Below are 18,841 nucleotides of genomic sequence, written 5' to 3'. Positions count from 1 at the left end.
TTCTAGGCCAGGAAGTCGATGGTTGAGGCCGTGCCGGTAAGTCCGGGACGGAACGTGCGGGGGGCGGTGTCTGCCTCGGGCCGGCGCGGGCCGGGCGGAGCATCTGTGCCGGTTCCGGGCCGCGGTTCCCCGTCACCGCGTTCGGTGCCTTCCCCGCCCGGGGAATCCTGTGAGGACAACGAAAGGTTGGCGCTCATCCCGGACCCGGCCAGGTCACGGCGGAGATCGGTCAGCAGGGTCCGCAGCGCATCGCGGCCGGCATCGGAGGGGGCGAAGAGTTCAATCCGCACACCGTCAGCTCCCACGTGGGCGCGGACGGTCACCGGGCCAAGGTTCTCCGGTGTGACGCTCAGGGTCATCACGTGCTCACCCTGCTGGGCGGTCGCGAGGCTGAAAAGCGGCTGCGCCACCTGGTTCAGCAGCGGTGCGGCAAGAGCCGGAGCAGGCTGCGCGGCTGCCGGGGCGGTGACGTTCTGCGGTGCGGCGGTCTGGGGAAGGGGGACGGCGGCAGGAGCAACCGGCGCGACGGCGGGAGCGGAACCTTCCGGTGACACCGCTCCGGCCGCAATAGCTCCGGTGGCGTCGGTGCCGGCCGCAGCCGAGAGCGTCGTGGCGAACACGGTGGAGGAAGCTGTGATGGAGGAAGCCGTGGTGGCAGCGGCGCTGAAGCCGGTACCGGCTCCTGCGGCGGCCGCACTATGCGCAGTCTGTGCAGCGGCACCGGGAAGGGCGCCGGGAAGGGTGCCTGCCGGGGTAACGGTGCCCTGCATGGGCAACACCGGAACGGCGTTCCCGGCAGCGGGGATGCCGGACGTTGCGGCGGCCGTCCCGGTGCCCAAGGGCGCCGGCGGTGCAACGACAGCTGACGCTCCGGAAGACGCGGCAGCGGATCCCGCAGGGCCGGCGGCTGAGGCGAACCCGGCAGCGCTGACGGCACCGGCCGTACCGATGGTCGCGGCGGTGGCGGCGGAGGCGTGGGTGGCGGTTGCAGCTGAAGTGGCCTGAGCCGCGGTGCTGTGCCCGGCTGGCACTCCGGTTTCTCCGGAGGTGGGCCCGGCAGGGGCAGCGGCTGCGACGGCGGACATCTCTTCCCCTGCAGTTGCGGTCCCTGCGGCTGCAGCACCGGAGGGTGAACCGTCCACCGGGGGCAGGGACAAGCCGGGCAGGCTGCTCCCGGCCAGGCCGGCAAACGCTGTGGACAGGGCTGCGCCCCCTGCGGTTTCCACCGTCAGGGAAGCACCGTTCAGGGAATTATCCGCCGGAGACGCGATCGCGGAATCTGCAGCAGCAGGCCGGGCAGCATCGGACCCGCCGTCGCCCTGAGCGGCACCAGTTCCAGCGCCACCAGTTCCGGCGGCCACGGTTGCCGCGCCGGCGTACCCCGGATCCGAGGCGGAGGAGGCACTGCCGCCACCCGCACTGTCGCGGGCCCCGGCGTCGTTGCGCTGGCTAGCCTTGTCGCTGCGGCTGGTGGCGTTGACGGCATCTTCGAGGGAAGAACCGAAACGCTGTGCGCCATCCTGCGAAGCGGACCCCGTCCGGGTGCCGGTCAGTGCGGAATCCCGAACCGTGGGGACGGCAGGCCGGAGGAGCCCGGCGGCGGCACTCATGCTGCCGAACCCATCAGTGCGGCCTGCGCGGCCCGGGCAGAGGCAACCAGGTCAGAAATGCCGGGAACACCGGCTCCGCCGGGAGCCGAAAGGGCTCCGGCGGTCCCCGCAGTCTCGGTAGGCAGAATGCGCCGGATGGTGGTGATGTTGGAATCGTTTTCCCAGGCATCCCGGATGGCGATGGTCTGGCCCGGCTGCGGGGCGTCCACTGCCTTTCCATTGCCCAGGTAGATGGCCACGTGGCCGCCGTCGTGGCTGAAGATCAGGTCGCCGGGCTGGGCCTGGGCCAGGGAGGCCACCTCGGTTCCGGAGTTCATCTGGTCCCAGGTGACGCGGGGAAGCGTGTAGCCGAGATCCTTGTAGACATTCTGTACAAAGGAGGAGCAGTCCAGCCCCTGAGCCGGGTCGTTGCCGCCCCAGATGTAGGGCAGGCCAAGGTACTTCTGCACGGCGTCGAGCACTTTGCCGTCCGCTGCGGCACCGCCGGCGGCGGCACCGGCGGTGCCTGCAGCTCCTGCGGTCCCCGTTGCCGCCGCAGTCAGGGAGGACAGGGTGGAGGCGAACTCCGTATCCGTTCCGGTGACGGAGGACGTCGTACCGAGCGCAGCCGTTTTGGGACCGGCGGCGCCGGAGAGCTGGCTCAGCGTGCTCCGGATTTCCTCGATCCGCCCCAGGGCGTCAGTCATACTCATGAATTGGCTTCCTTCTGCCGGCGGTGCCAGGCTGTGCCGGCAAGTTCATCCAGGATGGTTTGTTCGGCGCGCAGGTTCTCGGCGGCTTCGGCCTCGGCGTGCTTGCCCTGCAGTTTTTCCAGGCCCACGGACCGGGCGCGGGCGGCGGAAAACTCGGCACGCGCGGTTTCCACCTCGGCGGTCCGTTGGGCGCCCAATGCGTTCAGGTCCGCGAGCATGCTGCGGGAGGAGGCGCGGGCGGCGGCAATGGCGTTCATGGTGGCGGCGTCCACCGCGTCAGTGTTGGAGGTTTCCAGCGAAGCGTAGGCCTCGACGCGGGCCTGCCGGGCTTCCCGGTTCCGGGCGTTGGCGGCCGAGAGTTCACCGGCTGCGCGGTCCTGCTGCAGCTGGCGCAGGCGAAGCAGGCCGGCCAGTGGAAAGGCACGGGACATTTAGGACACCCCCAGCATCCGGGTCAGTTGGTGCAGCTGCGCCCAGGCGGTTTCCGCCGGGGTCTGTTCATCCATCCGCTGCTGCAGGAAAGCGTTGATGGCGTCTTCGTTATCCACTGCCGCGTCCACCAGCGGGTTGGATCCGCGCTGGTAGGCGCCGACGTCGAGCAGGTCCTGTGCCGCCCGGCGCGCGGCCATGACCCGGCGCAGGGTGGAGGCCGCGTCACTGCGTTCGCGCGGGTTCACCCGGGAGGCCACCCGGGAGATGGATGCCAGGGCGTCCACGGACGGGAAGTGGCCGGAGACGGCCAGCTTGCGGTCCAGCACCACGTGGCCGTCCAAGATGGACCGGGCACTGTCGGCAATGGGCTCGTTGTGGTCATCGCCGTCCACCAGCACGGTGTACATGCCGGTGACCGAACCGCGCTCGCCCGTGCCGGCACGCTCCAGGAGCTGGGCCAACAGGGAGAAGGTGGAGGGCGGATAGCCGCGGGTGGCGGGCGGTTCACCCACGGAAAGTCCGATTTCGCGCTGGGCCATGGCCACGCGGGTCAGGGAATCCATCATCAGCATTACGTCGGCGCCGCGGTCCCGGAAGGATTCGGCGATGCGGGTGGCCACAAAAGCGGCGCGCAGGCGCATCAGGGCCGGCTCGTCCGACGTCGAGACCACCACGATGGAGCGGGCCAGGCCTTCGGCACCCAGATCGTCTTCGAGGAACTCGCGCACTTCACGCCCGCGCTCCCCTACCAGGGCAATCACGGACACTTCGGCGTCCGTGCCGCGGGCAATCATGGACAGCAGTGAGGACTTGCCGACGCCGGAGCCGGCGAACAGGCCCATGCGCTGGCCGCGGCCCACCGTGGTGAGCGTATCCAGTGCCCGCACGCCCAGCTGCAGCGGGGTGTCGATCCGGGTGCGGAGCATGGCGGAGGGGGTTTCGTGGTCCAGGGGAACCAGGGCTTCGATGTCCAGCGGGCCCTTGCCGTCAATGGGCCGGCCCAGGCCGTCCAGCACACGGCCGAACAGTCCGGTGCCGGTGGGAACCAGCAGCGGGGTGCCCTTGGACCGGGCCGGAGCGCCGGCGGTCAGTCCGGTGAGCCGGCCAAACGGCATGCAGCGGACGCCCTCGCGGGTGGCTGCCACTACCTCGGCGTCCACGGCGGAACCGGGATCGCCGATGGACACCAGGTCACCCACGCCGCAGTCCAAGCCGGAGATTTCCACGCTGAGGCCGAGCACGGAGGACACCCGGCCAACCCGCTGCGGGGCGGCGGTGCGGAGGGCGGCGGCGAAACCGGCGCTGCGGGGCCGCCAGGCGGTGGCGGTCATCCGGCATCCTCAAGCAGGGCGCGGCGGACGCGCTCAATGGCTCCGCTGAGGGAGGCATCCAGGTAGCCGTTGGGGAACTCGGTCACGGCGTCTCCGCGCTGCAGGCCGGCGTCGCCAACAAAATCCACGCGGGCACGGCGAAGGGTTTCTTCGTCCAGGGCGGCCAGGTCCACCGGATGCATGCGCACCCGCTGGACGAGGTCCGTGTCCACGCCTTCCAGCGCCCGGGCCAGGGCTGCGCGGGCGGAAGCTTCGTCGTCGGCCAGTTCGCGGCGCAGCAGGGCTTCGGCCAGTTCAATGGCCGCAGCGGCGAGGGTGTCCTGCATGTCCGTGATCAGGGCGACGGTGCGGCCTTCAAGGCTGAACACCGCGGCGTTCAGGGCCGCGACGGTGCGGTTCACGAGTTCCTGCCCGCGGCGTACTTCATCCTCATGCTGCTCGCGCAGGGTGCGGCGCAGCAGCTCCGTATCGGCGGCGGCTGCGCGCAGGCCGGCGGCATACCCGGCGGCGTGGCCGCGGGCTTCCACCTGTGCATTGAGCTGTTCCTCGTCGGTGGCGCCCAGCGCGGTGTAGACGAGCCGGGAGAACGTCTGCTGCTCAGTAGACATATTCTTCCTCGTCCGCGTGGTGCACCTCGATGATGCCCTGGGCTTCCATTTCGCGGATGGCCCGGACAATGTTGGCGCGTGCCTCTTCCACCTGCGAGAGGCGGGCGGGGCCGGAAACCTTGATTTCGTCGTCGAGCAGTTCGCGGTTGCGCTCGGAGACGTTGGTGCGGATGGCGTCCAGCACCGCTTCGGTGGCCCCCTTCATGGCCAGTGCCAAGGTCCCGACGTCGATGCCGCGCAGCACCAGCTGCACGTCCCGGCGTTCGAGCTTGACCAGGTCCGCGAAGGTGAGCATCCGGGAGCGTACTTCCTCGGCAAGGTCCGGATCGCGTTCCTCGAGGGCTTCCAGCAGTGCGCGTTCAGTGACGGCATCGGAGCGGTTGATGATGTCCACCAGCGGCTGCACTCCGCCAATCGCATCCGAAGCCTCGCGGGCAGCGCCCAGCGCGGAGGCACGGGACTTCAGCGTTTCGGCGACCACCCGCACGGCTTCGGGCGTGGCCCGGGCCATGGTGGCGATGGCCTGCGCAACGTCGGTACGCAGTTCGGCGTTGAGGCCGGTGAGCACCGCGGAAGCACGCTGGGGGCGCATGTGCGCCAGGACCAGCGCGATGGTCTGCGGCAGTTCCCCGTCCAGTAGGGAGATCACCTGGTTCGGTTCGGCGCTTTCGAGGAATTCGAAGGACTTGCCGGCCATGGAGGACGCGAGCCGTTCCATCACACCGGAGGCACGCTCGACGCCGAAGGAGGCTTCGAGCAGGCCCATGGCGACGTCGCGGCCGCCGTGCGCACGGCGGCGGCCGTCCACGGTCATGTCGTAGAACTCGTTGATGGCCTTCTCGGCCAACCCGGCATCCACCCGCTTGAGCCGGACGATCTCCGCCGCGATCTGCTGGGCTTCGGCCTCGGTGAACTGCTGCATCACCACTGCGGCGCGGGAGGTCTCCAGCTGCATCAGGATGACGGCGGCTTTCTGGATCCCGGTCAGTTCCTTGGTTTCGGGCGCGACGGCGGTGCCCAGCGCTAGCGGCATCCCCACCGGGGCGGTGGCAAGCTCGGTCATGACCGGCTCTCCTCCATGAGGTTGCGCAGATAGTCAGCGGTGCGGACCGGATCCTGGGCCGCGAGGGCGTCAAGCTCTGCCCGCTTGCGGTCCTGGTCCACGGTGGCGGCAACAATCTGCAGTGAGGCAGTGTCAGTGGGAACTTCCGGCACCGGTTCGCCGAGCATGGCCAGTCCGGCGGCGGGGGCCAGCGGATCCAGTTCGGGCAGTTCGCCGAGGTCCACCACTTCGCGGTTCTGCCGGCGGGAGCGCATGGCGTAGGCCACCAGGGCCAGGATGACCACCAGCACGATGCCTGCCACGATGATGCCCATCTGCAGCATCTGGGCGCGGCGTTCGGCTTCTTCCGCTGCCTGCGCGTCGGCCAGTGCGCCCTGGGCCTGGGCGGCGCCGTCGGCGTTGAAGGAGACCATTTCCACGGTGATTTCATCCCCGCGTTCCACGTTGATGCCGGCGGCCGAGGCCACGAGTGCTTCCAGGTCCGCGACGTTGAGTCCGGCCGCGGCCTGGGTGTTCAGCGCCACCGAGACGGTCTGGCGGTTCAGTGAGCCGGCCGGGATCTCCCGGGTTTCGGTGACCTTGTTGACCGCGTTGTTCTTGGTGCTGGTCTCGGACCGGAAGGACCCGTCGTCGTTGCCTCCGTTGGGTACGGCAATGTTGTCCGGGCCCAGTACGCCGGCGGCGGTGTTGCCGTTGGCTCCGGTGTATTCCTCAACGCTGGTGGACTCGTTCAGTGCGGGGGTGTCCTGCGGTGCGTTGAAGGACTCCTCCACCCGGTTGGCGGATTCGTAGTTCATGTCCGCGGCCACTGCAACGGTGGCGTTGCCCGGCCCGACCACGCGGTCCAGCATGGACTGGACGGAGGCGCCGACGCGCTGTTCGTAGTCAGTGGCCTGTTTGTCAGCGGAGCCGGTGGCTCCGACGCCGACGGCGGACAGTACGGTGCCGGTGGCGTCAATCACTGCCACATCGGTGGACTGCATGCCGTCCACGGAGGCGGAGGTCAGGTGGACAATGGCCTGCACCTGGTCCGCGGTGAGCGTGGTGCCGTTGGCGGTTTCCACGAACACCGAGGCGGTGGGATCCGACTTTTCGGAGACAAACACGGTGTCTTCGGGGATGGCCAGCTGCACCGAGGCGTTCTTGACCCCGTCGATGGAGCCCACGGTCTTGGCGATCTCGCCTTCCAGTGCCCGCTTGTAGGTCACGGACTGCTGGAATTCGGAGGAGGTGACACCCATTTCGTCCAGTAGCGAGTAACCGCCGGTGGAGGCGGAGGGCAGGCCGGCACCGGCAGCCTTGAGCCGCTGGTCGTAGACGTTCTCCTCCGGCACCATCACGGTGCCGCCGCCGCCGGCAATTTCGTAGGGCACGCCGTCGGTCTTGAGCTGTTCCACAATGGCGTTGGCGTCCTCGGCCTGCAGGCCGGAGAACAGCGGGGTATACGCGGGCTTGGTCAGCCAGGAGGCCAGCAGCGCCACACCCAGGGCCAGCACGGCGACGCCGATAATGGCGATGGTTTTCTGGGCCAGGCTGAATTCCCGGATGGTGGAGCCGAAGCGGCCGGCCATCCCTTTTACTGCCGGCGGCATCAGGCCTGCATCCGCATGATCTCGTTGAACGCGTCAACACCCTTGTTCCGCACCGCGGCAACCAGTTCCAGGGTCAGGGATGCCCGGGTGGAGGCGATCGTGGCGGCGTGAATATCATCCAGGTCGCCGGTGACGGCCTGGACCGCGAGAGTCTTGGACTGGGCGGACAGATCGGTGACGTTGTCCACGGCCCCGGTCAGCGAGGCTGCGAAGGAGGATCCGTCAGTGGAGACGGCCGGCTTCACCATCTCAACGTAGGCCGTGGGCGTGGTGCCGCTGACGGCCGCGATGGCGGGGACAGGCATTAGGAGCGTCCAATCTGCAGTGCTGCTTCATATGTGCTCTTGGCACGGTCAACGACGGCGGCGTTGGCTTCATAGCCGCGCTGGGCGAGGATCAGGTTGCCCATCTGTTCCGAGAGGTCAATGTCCGGGTAGCGGACGTAGCCTTCCGCATCGGCCAGGGCGTGGTCCGGCTGGTAGACCATCCGGCCTTCGGCGTCGCCGTACTGGACGCCGGCAACGTAGACGCCGTTGCCCTCCGCACCTTCCTGCGCCACGACGTAGCGGGCCTGGAAGGCTGCACCGTCGGTGCTGGAGACGTTGTTGGCGTTGGCCAGGTTGTCGGAGACCGCGTCGAGCCACTTGCGGTGGGTGGTGAGGCCGGTGGCGGCAATGCCGATGGCGTCAAAAGTCATTAGTTGGTCCTCATTGCGGTGCGGAGGGAGTTGGCTTCCCCGCCTACGGCCTGGGTGGCGAACTGGTAGCGCAGCACTGTGTCGATGTTGGACAGGGTTTCCGTGTCCAGGTTGACGTTGCTGCCGTCCAGTCGGGTGGGCTCGAGGGAGCGGGAGGTGGTGGCGGCTGCCGCCCCGTTGCCGGCCTTGACCGATTTGGCGAGGGCGTCTTCGAAGCTGACGCGCTGGGCCTGGTAGCCGGGGGTATTCACATTCGCAATGTTGTTCGCGATGGCGCGCTGGCGGAGGGCGAGCCCGTCCAGGGCACTTTGCAGCGCAATGGAGGAAACGGAATCGAACACAGTGGAACCCAGTTCTCGCTAAGGGGACAGTGCGGCCGATCCGTGGCCTAAGACGTGAGCGATCCATGCTCACTGTGAGTTATCGGCATATCGCAAATCCATGTAAGTGGAATGCCGAGTAATTTTTATACTTTTTGCAGGTATGCGTTACACAAAAAAGTAAGCAGACTTTCCTATGTCTGCTTTCAGCCGTCCACTTCCAGGTAAACGGCCGACGACGACGGTCCGGGGACACTGCGGATCAGCATGGACTGCTTCCGGTTGGTCCGGGATTCGTTGCGCAGCTGCGCGTAGGCACGCGCCTGCGCCTTTGCCAGCAGGCGGGCCCGCTGGGTGAGTGCCTCGGGCAGTGGGCCGAGCTCGGCTGGCGGTTCCCATTCAGCGGCCAGCTCGTTGGCCTGTTCAGCCAGCGACTGTCCTTCCAGGAAGGCCTCGAGGTTGTCCTCGAGCTGCGTGAGTACGGTTTCCCAGAGCAGGAAGTTGGCCAGGTCCTCCGGTGCGGGGTAGGGCTCCGCGGATTCAGCCGACACCGAGGACCCCTCCCGGAACGCCCGCTACTGCCGGTGCTGCACCGGCGGCGGGCAGCTGGGTGGCGGCGTCATGCCAGGCCAACCGGATCGGCTCCAGCAGGTCAATGCACTCGCGGGTCAGTTTGGCGTCGCGGCCGATGTTGGCGTTCATCAGGGTGGAGAGCGAGTAGGTGTACAGGGCGTGCAGGTTCTCCCCGCCCTCCCACACGTCGGTCTTCAGCGTGCCGAGCAGTTCGGTGATGATGGCCTGGGCGTGGAGCAGGTTCTCGGAGGCAACCTGCCAGTTGCCGTTCTGCTGCGCTTCCTCGGCCCGGGCCAGGTCCAGCAGCAGCCGGTCGTAGAGCATGGTCAGCAGCCGCGCCGGTGAGGCGGAGAGCACTGCGTTGCGTGCGTATTCGGCGCGTTTGGCGGCAAGTCCGTAGTTCACGGTCACTTCTTACTCGAGTTGGCGGAGAGGGAATCAAGCTGGCCGGTCAGCCAGTCCATCTGGCTGTTCAGCGAGCCGAGTTTGACTTCCAGGTTGGTCCAGATGAGTTTCAGCGTGGATTCGCGGGAGGCCAGCCGGCGGTCCCAATCCTCCACCTGGGTGTTGAGCGTTCGCACCATGGATTCCTGGCTGGTGATCCGCTTGGTGATGGAGCCGTCGTATTTGTCCGAGGCGGCTTTGCCTGCGGTTTCGACCCGGGAGGCAATGGCACCCAGCGCGGCCTGGGTCTTCTCCGGATCGGCTGTGAGGGCAGCGGTGAACTTCTCGGCGTCGAACTCGACCGTGCCGTACTTGGTGAGGGTGATGCCGATGGCCGACGTCGAGCCCCCCTCCAGTGCGCCGGTGGCAGCGTCCATAATGGACTGCTTCAGGGAGCGGGTGGCCGAGTCTCCGGTGAACACTCCGCCCACGGTCTTGGTCACACCGTCCGAGGTATCAACGCTGACCGCGGAGTTCCGGTCAATGTAGGTGAAAACATCGGTGAGACTCGCGACCAGGGAGGCGGCAACGTCGGAAATGGCTTTGGTATCCCGGCTCACAGCTACGGTCACGGGATCGGCAGATACGGCGGAGACGGTGATGTCCACGCCGGGCATCAGGTCCGCGAAGGTGTTGGTGGCCGAGGTGATTTTTGTTTCCGCACCTGCCACGCCGGCCCAAAGGGTGACTTCGGCGTCCTGCCCGGCGCGGATGGCGCCCAGGTCGGTGCCGTTCTGGGAGACAGTGAATGCCCCGGCGGCGCCGGTAGCGGCGGCGGTGAACTGCATGCGGTACTGCTGTACCCCGTCCACGCTGCCGGCGGAGATCTTCACGGCGGTGACGCCGAGGTTGGCCTTGTTGACGGTGCTGATCACCTCATCCATGCTTTTGCCAGCGGTGTCCAGCTCGGTGATGGTTCCGTTAGCCGAGATGGCGAGGGCGTCACCGTTGGGCCAGGCGGCCATGGCGCCGGAGAGGGATACCTGCGCGGTGGCCAGTTTGTTGACAGTGAGGTCCAGCGACCCGGCGGCGGCTCCTGCCTTCACGGTGGCTTTGACCGTCTCCGCACCGGTGACGGCGGCGTACCGGTCGGTACCGCCTGCTTTGGCGATCTTTCCGGCGGCCTCGGCCAGGGAGGCGATTTTGGTGTTCAGGTTCTGCAGGGCCGTGGCGAACAGCTTGTTGGTTTCGACCTTTTGCTTGAGCATGGCCTGCGGGCGGGCTTCAATCTTCATCAGGTCAGCAATCATGGCGGTGGTGTCGATGCCACTGATCAGCCCGTCAATGCCTAGCGCCATGGAAATGCTCCTTGAGAAGTCCTGCTGGAAGAGTGCTGCCGGTAGTGCTGTGAAAAACCGAAGGCAGGGAATGGGCTGGCGGCGGGAAGCGTGAGGTCCAAGTCATGTTTCCCCGCCGCCAGCGGCCATTCACCTGCCGGCTCTGCGGTTACTGCTGATGAATCTGGTCAGGCGCTGCTACTACTGCAGGAGCGACATAACGCCGGAGTTCATCTGGTTGGCCTGGGCCAGCATTGCGGTGGCTGCCTGGGACAGGATCTGGGACTTGGTGAAGTTGCCCATTTCCTGTGCCATGTCCGTGTCGCGGATGCGGGAGTTGGCCGAGGAGAGGTTCTCCACGGACACCGCGATGGAGCGCGAGGTGGATTCCAGGCGGTTCTGCTGTGCACCGAGATCGGCGCGGGCCGTGGAGACGCTCTTGATCTGATCATCCAGAGTCTCGATGGCAGCGGAAGCCGCGGCCTGGCTCGCGGGTGCAGTCAGCGCAGCACCTGCGGCGCCGTCAGCACCCGGCGCAGCGTTGGTGATGTTGATGCCCTTAACCGCCGTGGCGATGGTGGCAACGTTGGCAAGGTTGATCGTGATTTCGTTGTTGGCGGTGCTTGCGGCACCACCGTCAGCGCCGACCTGGATCTTCAGCGCAGCCTTGTGAGTCGCTGCGTCTCCACCGGCGGCCAAGCCGTGGGTGTTGTCCAGCAGCTGGATGCCGTTGAAGTTGGTGCTGTTGGCAATACGGCCGAGCTCGTCACCGAGTGCGGTGATTTCCTTCTGGATCGCAACACGGGAGTCCGTGTTGTTGGTGTCGTTCGCACCCTGGACGGTCAGGTCCCGAACACGGTTGAGGATGTTGTGGACCTCGGTCAGGGCACCTTCAGCGGTCTGGATGAGGCTGATGCCGTCCTGCGCGTTGCGGCCGGCAACCTGAAGGCCGGAAACCTGGTTCTTCAGGCCTTCGGAGATAGCCAGGCCGGCAGCGTCGTCAGCCGCACGGTTGATGCGCATACCGCTGGAGAGGCGCTCCACCGACTTGGCCTGAGCCGTCTGGTTCAGGTTGAGGTTACGCATCGCGTTGAGCGACGAGGTGTTGGTGTTAATTGTGAAACCCATGATGTATTCCTCCGTGAGTGGGCCGTACTAACAGGCCCTTCCGTGGGCCTGCAACCATAGCTATCGGCGGAGCACCAACGGGCGTTAGGAATTCGGGAAAAGTTTTTTGCGCCTTTTTTCAACGACTTCTTCGCCTGAAGACGCAGGCGGAATTCCTAGGACGCGGCCGGATTGAACAGCGGAGGCAGTGCCGGAGCGGCAGGCATGGCCGGCGCCAGATGATGGCGGGTGATTCCGCCGGCTGTGCGGTCCCCCACCGAGGTGAGGTAGGCGTTGCGCCGGGCCGGGGCAATCCGGGACGAGATCTGCGGGGCTGCGCCTTCGTCCGAGTAATGCGTACCCAGTCCGTCGCGGAGCAGGCGGACGGCTTCGGCCCGCTGCTGGGAGACGGCCGAATGGGTGCTGCCCAGCTCTTCGGCCAGGTCCTTCACAGTGCGGTCATGGAAGTAGATTTCCTCCACGATGTACCGCATCTTCCCCGGCAGGGCGGCAACAGCTGCAGTCAGGTACTTCAACCGTTCCGAGGCCAGCAGGGACCCTTCCGGGGTGGGCAGGTCCGTCACCAGGAAGTCCGAGACGGACTCATCCAGGCTGGACACGGTGCGGGACGCATCAGACAGGGCATCTTCAGCCACCGTGCGGTCCACGCCCAGCGCGGAGGCAATCTCATCCACATTCGGGGTGCGGCCCAGGGCAGCGGTCAGCGTCTCTTTAACTGCGAGGGTTTCCTTGATCCGGCGCCGGGCGGAGCGGGTGGCCCAGTCGCTGGAGCGCATTTCGTCAGCGAACGCGCCAACGATGCGGCGGCGGGCGTAAGCACCGAACGGCACGCCCAGAGTCGGGTCGAAGGAATCCGCCGACGTAATCAGGGCTATGGACCCGGCGGACGCCAGGTCATCACGCGAGAGGTGCGTGGCCTTGGCGCAGACTTCGGATACTAGATAGCCAACCAGCGGCAGGTTTTCCACCACAAGGGCATTGCGTTCGGCGCGATTCAATTTTTGGACCCCCAAGCCCTTGTTCCCCAAATGACCCAACTGTTTTTTTCCAGTTGCCCAACTGTCTCCAGTTGTGCGCCGGCTTCGTGGTCAGTGGCTGAGTCCCCTGCGGTATCCACGCTCAAGCGCTTTAGCTGAAACATACCACTAACATTGAGAGGGAACCGGCCGATAGTGTTTTGTGGCGGACAAATAGCCAGATGTCCGCCAAACCGAAGACTTTTGCCGCAGGTTGGGGCCTGGAAGCAGACGTCTTAGTTCTGCTTATTGATATTCAGTGCACAACCTAGGAGGTGAGCTAAGCATGGGTACCCAGAAACTCTCGGCGCTTCTCTGGGAGGAACGCGAGTTATTGGAACTTCTTGTGTTCAAGCTCGAAGAAGAACAATTGCTGCTTACCTCCGGGAAAACCAAGTGGCTGACGCATGCCACCCGCGAAGTGGAGCAGGTCCTTGAGCGCCTGCGCGCGGCCGATCTGGGCCGCGCCGTCGCCGTAGCCGGTCTCGCCGCGGAATGGGGTACCGCAGAAGACGCGACCCTGCGCGAGCTGGTCGCCGCTGCACCTCCCGGACCGTGGACCGAAATCTTTGGCGCCCATCTGCAGGCCATGACGGAACTGACAGTGAAGATCCGCGAACTGCGGGACATCAATGAGCAGTTCCTGCGCACCGCCGCGCGCTCGGCGCAGGAAACCCTGGCCGGACTGAATCCCGAAGCCAATACCTACACGGCGTCCGGCACCTCGGCCGCTCCTACGTCAGCCGCACGGCTGGTTGACCAGAACATCTGACGTTAAGGACTCCTAAGCAATGAGCACCTTCAGCGGCCTTAACACGGCCTACACAGGCCTTTCGGCCGCCCGCAAGGGCCTGGATGTAGTGGGCCAGAACGTGGCGAACGCCAACGTGGCCGGCTACACCCGCCAGCGCCTGAACACCTCCGCCGCCCCCTCGGTGGCACCGACCGGCCGGTTCGCCTCCGGCACCGGCGTGGGCCAGGGCGTGTCCGTGGATTCCATCGCCCGCCTCGGCAGCCTGCAGCTGGACACCCGGGTGCGCAGCACCGCAGCCGTGGCCGGCTACTCCGCGGTCCGCGCCAATGCGCTGATCGATCTGGAGGACAGCTTCAACGAGCCAGGCGAAAACGGGCTGTCCGCAGCGCTGCAGAACTTCTCCGCCGCGTGGCAGGGCATCAAAAACAGCCCCGGCGACAACGCCGCCGCTGCCGTGCTGCTGAACGCGGCAGGCGCCGCCGCCGGACAGATTGCCAACGGCTACAACACCGTCAAGGACCAGTGGAACAGCACCCGCGGCTCGCTCAATGACATGGTGGGCGAGCTCAACGCCAGCGCCGCACAGCTGGCCGCCCTCAACGGCACCATCCGGTCCACGCTCGCCTCCGGCGCCTCCGCAAACGAGCTGGTGGACCAGCGCAATGCCCTCGCCACCACCATCTCTGCCCTGAGCGGCGCCACGGTCCGGGAATCCGCGGACGGCATGGTGGATGTGCTCATTGACGGCAACGCCCTGGTCTCCGGCACCAACGCCCGGACCCTGCAGGTCACCGGCGGCACCTCCATGGAGGACGCCCGGGAAACCGCCGTGGGCTGGACCGACCGGCCCGGAACGGCAGGAATCAGCAAGGGCGAAATAGCCGGCGCCGTTTCCCTGCTGGCTTCCGCCGACAGCGGCGGTGTGTTCGCGAAGGCCGCAGCGTCCTACAACGAGGTAGCCGCCACGCTGGCTGCCTCCGTCAACGATCTGCACCGCCAGGGCGCCACCACGGCCGGGACCACCGGCCTGAACTTCTTCGCCGTCGGCAATCCGGCAGCCACCACGCTGAAGGCGATCCCGACGGATGCCTCCGGCATCGCCGCCGGCTACCCGAATGCCGGTGCCCTGGACGGCAGCCTGGCCGAGGCGATCTCCCAGCTCGGGTCCAAGGCCGGTTCCGCGGACAAGGTGTGGAGCGGTTTTGTCACCGCCACCGCGTCCCAGAGCCGGGCGGAGCTGCAGCAGGCCACCCTGGCCGGCGTGGCGTCCTCCTCCGCCGTGGACCTGCAGCTGTCCAACGCCTCGGTGGATCTGGACGAGGAAAACGTGAACCTGCTGATGTACCAGCACGCGTATCAGGGCGCCTCGCGCGTTATGAGCGCCATTGACGAAATGCTTGACACCCTCATCAACCGCACCGGAATTGTGGGAAGGTAACCCGTGATCAGCCGCACCACCAACCAGACCATGGCCCGGACGGCCCAGCAGAACCTGCAGGCCAGCATGTCCCGGATGGCCAAGCTGCAGGAGCAGGTCACCTCCTCCTCCGCCATTGCCCGTCCCTCCGACGATCCCACCGGCACCGCCAATGCGATGAAGGTCCGGGCCGAAATCCGGGCCAACACCCAGCACGCCGCCAACGTGAGCGACGCCGAGGGCTGGCTCAGCGTGACCGACGGCGCCCTGGCCAACACCAACAAGATCCTCGGGCGGGTCAAGGACCTGGCGCTCAGCGCCAGCACCGGCACCATGTCCCCCACGGACCGGCAGGCCATTGCCACCGAGCTGGAGGGCCTGAAAACGGACCTGCTGCGCGAGGCCAACACCACCTACCTGGGCCGCACCGTCTTTGCCGGCACCTCGGACACCGGCAAGGCCTTCACCGAAAATCCCGCAGGCACCTACGACTACAGCGGAAGCGGCACCCCCACTACGCGCCGATTGGACAGCAGTACGCTCATGCGCGTTGATACCGATGGTGAAGCAGTCTTTGGCAAGGACGAGAATTCCGTCTTCCGGCTCGTGGATGACCTGGTCTCGGATCTGAAGGCGAACAAGGATTCCACCGGGTATCTCACCAAGATCGACGCGGCCGCCGACACCGTGCTGCGGGAACACTCGGCCCTGGGTGTGCGGCACGCAGCCACGCTCAAGGCCAAGGACACCCTGGCGGACCAGTCCATCAGCCTGGAAACCCGCCGCTCCGGCATCGAGGACCTGGATACCGCCAAGGTCATTCTGGACATGAAACTGCAGGAAGTCGCCTACCAGTCGGCCCTGGCCGTCACCGCACGGGCGCTGCAGCCGACCCTGATGGACTTCCTGCGATGAGCACGGGCCTGACGTTCCTGACGCCGCCTCCCGGACTGGCACCGGAAGTGCATTTCGAGCTGGAAGAGATCGACGGCGCCGCGGGGCTGTTCGCGCTCACCGCCGCTTCGGCATCCGGTGGCAGCCACCGCCTCTATGTGCTGGATGCTTCCGTGTACCTGCCGGACTACCACCCGGAAATCACTGACGACCAGCGCCGCCAGCTGGACCTGAACACCTCCGAGGACGCCGCGGTGCTGGTGGTCGCCAACCCGGCACTGGATGGCACCACCGTGAACCTGCTGGCACCGATTGTGCTCAACGTCCACACCGGCAGCTGCGCCCAGGTGATCCTGGAAGGCCAGGACTGGCCCGTCCGCGCTCCGCTCGAGCCGGTCGCAGCTTAGGCACAGCGGTCGCTTAACGCCAAAAGGCGCACACCCCGCGGGGTGTGCGCCTTTAGTGTTTCGCAGCTATTAGGCGAAGTCGGCCGTGGCCGGATCCGCACCGTAGCGGGTGCCGTTATCCAGCGCGTTGATGGCCTCAATGTCCTCATCGCTGAGCTTGAGGTTCAGCGCTTCCCAGTTTTCCCGGATCCGGGATTCGGTCACGGACTTGGGGATCACGATGCTGCCCAGGGCCAGGTGCCAGGCGATGACCACCTGGGCCGGGGTGGCGCCGTCGTACTTCGCGGCGATCTCCACCAGCTTGGGATCCTCGAGCAGGCCCTTGCCGGAGCCCAGCGGGGACCAGGACTCGTGCAGGATGTTGTGCTCGGCCTCGAAGGCGCGCAGGTCCGCCTGGTTCAGGTACGGGTGGGTTTCCACCTGGTTCAGGACCGGGACCACGCCGGTGGCGTCGATGATTTCCTGCAGGGCTTCCTTGGTGAAGTTGCAGACGCCGATGGACTTGACCCGGCCCTGCTTCTGCAGTTCCACCAGGGCCTTCCAGGTGTCCACGTACTTGTTCTGCTTCGGCTGCAGCCAGTGGATCAGGTACAGGTCCAGGGTTTCCAGGCCCAGGCGCTCCATGGAGGCGTCGAAGGCCTTCAGGGTCTCTTCGTAGCCCTGGTCTGCGTTCCACACCTTGGTGGTGATGAACATGTCCTCGCGGGGAACCGAAGTGGCGGCAATGGCGCGGCCGACGCCGGCCTCGTTGCCGTAGATCTTGGCCGTGTCGATGTGGCGGTAGCCAACCTCGAAGGCCTGTCCCACTACCTTTTCGGCAACCTCGTCCTCAACCTGCCAGACGCCGTAGCCAAGCTGGGGGATGGTATTGCCGTCATTGAAAGTCAGAACCGGTGATGTAGTCATTCCCACATCCTTATCCCGCGCTCCCCGGGATACAAAGCGGATATGCTCACCGCGAAAAGCCGGCTTAACGTATTCCCGTTTCCGGCGGTTATTTCCGGAATCTTCTACTGCAGTCCGGCAGCCTTCAGCGCACGCTCGGCCTCGGCTACGTCCTCCTCCACCAGGGCAGCCCGGCGGCGCACGTTTTCCAGCCCGGCCGAGGCAAACCCCCAGCGCTCACCTTCCAGCCGGGACATGGCTGCGGCTTCCGCCGCGGCGGCCAGCGAGTTGCCGCTGCGCGAGAGTGCCCGGTGCACGGCCGTCAGGGCACCGGGAATGTTCTGCCCGGTGCTGGGCAGCTGCCGCTGGGCGCTGGCGCACACCTCACGCACGCGCGGCAGCAGGGCCGCCAGGTCATTGGCCACCGTCACCAGACCGTTGTAGACGGCGTCATCCTCCACGCCTTCGAGCATCTGGTAATAGCGGTCCAGCCCGCGGGTGAACCGGTCGTGGGCACGGCGCCACACGCCCTTGCCGAGTTCAACATCGTCCTTCCGCCCCTGCCGGGCGGCTGCAAAAAGTGCCATTTACGTCCTACTACAGGTACTGACCGGGGCCCGCGTGGGGTTCCTGCCGCGGGCTGCCCGTTCCCTGGGGTCCCTGCGCGCGGTGCGGTTCCCCGTCATCTCCAATAACAACTCCCGGGGCCAGCATGGTCCCGGGCGGCAGCTGGCGCAGCTGCAGGCGGCCGGCGTTTAGCTGGTTGGCGGTCTGCTGGGCGGCGATGGCTGTCTGGATGCCGCGGAACAGCCCCTCCAGCCAGCCGACCAGCTGGGCCTGGGCAATCCGCAATTCGGCGTCGGTGGGGGTGGCATCGTCCAGGAACGGCAGGTTGATGCGGTGCAGCTCGTTCACCAGCTCCGGTGCCAGCCCGTCTTCGAGTTCGCTCACGGAGCGGGCATGGATTTCCGCCAGCCGGTTGCGGGCGGCATCGTCCAGGGGCGCGTTGCGCACTTCCTCGAGCAGCTGCTTGATCATGGTGCCGATCCGCATGACCTTCGCGGGTTCATCCACCAGCTCGTTCAGCTTGGCCGGGCCGTTTTTGTGTTTGGGGTGCCCGTCCTGCCCGTCAGCCTGTGCCGTGTCCGCGTGTGCCGTGTCCGCAGCGCGGTTCCCGTCCGTTGCCGCGCCGGAATCGGTCGCAGCGCCAGTCTCCGTTCCGCCGCCGTCCGGAGTCTCATGTGACTTCTGCCCGACAGGAGCGTCCGCGGCCTGCGGCCGGTCGGAGGATCCGTTCTGTTCAGTCATGGGCTTAATGCTCTCACGGTTGGTGGCCGTTGCCGCCGGGGCGGTCAGCTTTCCAGCTCTTCTTCGCGGCTTTTTGCGTATTCGCCGTCCGGGCTCAGCCCCGCCACCTGGGCTCCGGCGTTCAGCTGGCCGGCGGTGTAACGCCGGCTGTCGAACTCGGGGCCGGAGACCTTCTCCCCGGCCGGCAGGTTGATGTCCTGTTCCAGGTGCTCGTCGTCGTCCTGCACCTCGGGGGCCGAGGCTGCGCTGATGTCCTCGCGGAGGTGCTCCGGCAGTGCCTGCAGATCATCGTCTTTTCGCATTCCTCCACCCAACCAGCATCCGTGCGTGCACTCAAGGGGACGCAACAAAGGGACGCAGACGGACGACGGCGGTGCCGCAGCTTCTGAAAAA

At 66.5% G+C, this 18,841-nt stretch carries 23 protein-coding genes; 4 read left to right on the top strand and 19 right to left on the bottom strand.

All coding sequences use genetic code 11. From position 1 onward, the window contains the following. Positions 1-2 precede the first annotated feature (2 nt). From QWJ37_RS15960 to QWJ37_RS15890, 15 genes are all read right to left on the bottom strand, one after another. On the bottom strand, positions 3-1,610 hold the full coding sequence (locus QWJ37_RS15960) for a flagellar hook-length control protein FliK (RefSeq protein WP_290245917.1): 1,608 nt from the start codon (positions 1,608-1,610) through the stop codon (positions 3-5). Continuing rightward, a complete protein-coding gene (locus QWJ37_RS15955; RefSeq protein ID WP_290245916.1) occupies positions 1,607-2,302 on the bottom strand; it encodes a C40 family peptidase in 696 nt (231 codons plus the stop codon). Before QWJ37_RS15955 ends, QWJ37_RS15960 begins: the two co-directional genes overlap by 4 nt. Next, positions 2,299-2,733, bottom strand: a complete 435-nt coding sequence (locus tag QWJ37_RS15950; protein ID WP_227905141.1) for a flagellar FliJ family protein — start codon at positions 2,731-2,733, stop codon at positions 2,299-2,301. Before QWJ37_RS15950 ends, QWJ37_RS15955 begins: the two co-directional genes overlap by 4 nt. Then, the gene (locus QWJ37_RS15945; RefSeq protein ID WP_227905139.1) at positions 2,734-4,065 is read right to left on the bottom strand and encodes a FliI/YscN family ATPase; all 1,332 of its coding nucleotides are present in this window, start codon (positions 4,063-4,065) and stop codon (positions 2,734-2,736) included. Then, positions 4,062-4,673, bottom strand: coding sequence for a FliH/SctL family protein (locus QWJ37_RS15940; protein ID WP_290245915.1), 612 nt, complete (start codon positions 4,671-4,673; stop codon positions 4,062-4,064). The genes QWJ37_RS15945 and QWJ37_RS15940 overlap by 4 nt, the downstream gene beginning before the upstream one ends. After that, a complete protein-coding gene (gene fliG / locus QWJ37_RS15935) occupies positions 4,663-5,706 on the bottom strand; it encodes a flagellar motor switch protein FliG (RefSeq protein WP_290245943.1) in 1,044 nt (347 codons plus the stop codon). The genes QWJ37_RS15940 and fliG overlap by 11 nt, the downstream gene beginning before the upstream one ends. A 26-nt stretch (positions 5,707-5,732) precedes the next feature. Further along, positions 5,733-7,328 carry a flagellar basal-body MS-ring/collar protein FliF gene (gene fliF / locus QWJ37_RS15930; protein WP_290245914.1) on the bottom strand — a complete coding sequence of 532 codons (1,596 nt, stop codon included), beginning with the start codon at positions 7,326-7,328 and terminating at the stop codon, positions 5,733-5,735. Continuing rightward, a complete protein-coding gene (gene fliE / locus QWJ37_RS15925; RefSeq protein ID WP_227905133.1) occupies positions 7,328-7,633 on the bottom strand; it encodes a flagellar hook-basal body complex protein FliE in 306 nt (101 codons plus the stop codon). Before fliE ends, fliF begins: the two co-directional genes overlap by 1 nt. Further along, positions 7,633-8,025: a flagellar basal body rod protein FlgC gene (flgC, locus tag QWJ37_RS15920; protein ID WP_227929404.1), complete on the bottom strand. Its 393-nt coding sequence runs from the start codon at positions 8,023-8,025 to the stop codon at positions 7,633-7,635. Before flgC ends, fliE begins: the two co-directional genes overlap by 1 nt. Beyond that, on the bottom strand, positions 8,025-8,366 hold the full coding sequence (locus tag QWJ37_RS15915) for a flagellar basal body protein (RefSeq protein ID WP_227905129.1): 342 nt from the start codon (positions 8,364-8,366) through the stop codon (positions 8,025-8,027). The genes flgC and QWJ37_RS15915 overlap by 1 nt, the downstream gene beginning before the upstream one ends. Positions 8,367-8,551: 185 nt before the next feature. Continuing rightward, on the bottom strand, positions 8,552-8,896 hold the full coding sequence (locus QWJ37_RS15910) for a hypothetical protein (RefSeq protein WP_227905127.1): 345 nt from the start codon (positions 8,894-8,896) through the stop codon (positions 8,552-8,554). Next, positions 8,886-9,323 carry a flagellar export chaperone FliS gene (gene fliS / locus QWJ37_RS15905; protein WP_227929403.1) on the bottom strand — a complete coding sequence of 146 codons (438 nt, stop codon included), beginning with the start codon at positions 9,321-9,323 and terminating at the stop codon, positions 8,886-8,888. The genes QWJ37_RS15910 and fliS overlap by 11 nt, the downstream gene beginning before the upstream one ends. A 2-nt stretch (positions 9,324-9,325) precedes the next feature. Next, entirely contained in the window at positions 9,326-10,660 is a 1,335-nt protein-coding gene (fliD, locus tag QWJ37_RS15900; protein ID WP_290245913.1) for a flagellar filament capping protein FliD, read from the bottom strand. A 180-nt stretch (positions 10,661-10,840) separates the two neighbouring features. Beyond that, the gene (locus QWJ37_RS15895) at positions 10,841-11,767 is read right to left on the bottom strand and encodes a flagellin (RefSeq protein WP_290245912.1); all 927 of its coding nucleotides are present in this window, start codon (positions 11,765-11,767) and stop codon (positions 10,841-10,843) included. Positions 11,768-11,922: 155 nt separating this feature from the next. Further along, entirely contained in the window at positions 11,923-12,765 is an 843-nt protein-coding gene (locus QWJ37_RS15890) for a sigma-70 family RNA polymerase sigma factor (RefSeq protein WP_290245911.1), read from the bottom strand. A gap of 304 nt (positions 12,766-13,069) precedes the next feature. On the opposite strand from QWJ37_RS15890, the gene QWJ37_RS15885 reads away from it, so the two are divergent. From QWJ37_RS15885 to QWJ37_RS15870, 4 genes are read left to right on the top strand one after another with little or no spacing between them, the layout of a single operon-like run. Then, the gene (locus QWJ37_RS15885; RefSeq protein WP_227905111.1) at positions 13,070-13,555 is read left to right on the top strand and encodes a flagellar protein FlgN; all 486 of its coding nucleotides are present in this window, start codon (positions 13,070-13,072) and stop codon (positions 13,553-13,555) included. Between the two features lie 19 nt (positions 13,556-13,574). Next, positions 13,575-14,975: a flagellar hook-associated protein FlgK gene (gene flgK, locus QWJ37_RS15880; RefSeq protein WP_227929399.1), complete on the top strand. Its 1,401-nt coding sequence runs from the start codon at positions 13,575-13,577 to the stop codon at positions 14,973-14,975. Between the two features lie 3 nt (positions 14,976-14,978). Further along, entirely contained in the window at positions 14,979-15,869 is an 891-nt protein-coding gene (gene flgL, locus QWJ37_RS15875) for a flagellar hook-associated protein FlgL (RefSeq protein ID WP_227929398.1), read from the top strand. After that, the gene (locus QWJ37_RS15870; protein ID WP_227905105.1) at positions 15,866-16,255 is read left to right on the top strand and encodes a flagellar assembly protein FliW; all 390 of its coding nucleotides are present in this window, start codon (positions 15,866-15,868) and stop codon (positions 16,253-16,255) included. Before flgL ends, QWJ37_RS15870 begins: the two co-directional genes overlap by 4 nt. A gap of 69 nt (positions 16,256-16,324) precedes the next feature. On the opposite strand, the gene QWJ37_RS15865 is transcribed toward QWJ37_RS15870, so the two are convergent. The 4 genes from QWJ37_RS15865 to QWJ37_RS15850 form a co-directional block, all read right to left on the bottom strand. After that, on the bottom strand, positions 16,325-17,161 hold the full coding sequence (locus QWJ37_RS15865) for an aldo/keto reductase (RefSeq protein ID WP_227929397.1): 837 nt from the start codon (positions 17,159-17,161) through the stop codon (positions 16,325-16,327). A gap of 104 nt (positions 17,162-17,265) precedes the next feature. Further along, the gene (locus QWJ37_RS15860) at positions 17,266-17,727 is read right to left on the bottom strand and encodes a hypothetical protein (protein ID WP_290245910.1); all 462 of its coding nucleotides are present in this window, start codon (positions 17,725-17,727) and stop codon (positions 17,266-17,268) included. A gap of 10 nt (positions 17,728-17,737) precedes the next feature. Beyond that, the gene (locus QWJ37_RS15855; RefSeq protein ID WP_269437556.1) at positions 17,738-18,448 is read right to left on the bottom strand and encodes a bacterial proteasome activator family protein; all 711 of its coding nucleotides are present in this window, start codon (positions 18,446-18,448) and stop codon (positions 17,738-17,740) included. Positions 18,449-18,492: 44 nt separating this feature from the next. Then, positions 18,493-18,750 (bottom strand): hypothetical protein, encoded by a 258-nt coding sequence (locus tag QWJ37_RS15850; RefSeq protein ID WP_290245909.1) that lies wholly within the window; start codon positions 18,748-18,750, stop codon positions 18,493-18,495. Between the last annotated feature and the right edge of the window lie 91 nt (positions 18,751-18,841).

It is taken from the genome of Arthrobacter sp. YD2 (assembly GCF_030410475.1).
Classification (GTDB): domain Bacteria; phylum Actinomycetota; class Actinomycetes; order Actinomycetales; family Micrococcaceae; genus Arthrobacter_B; species Arthrobacter_B zhangbolii.
This window is presented reverse-complemented; position numbering and strand designations above follow the sequence as displayed.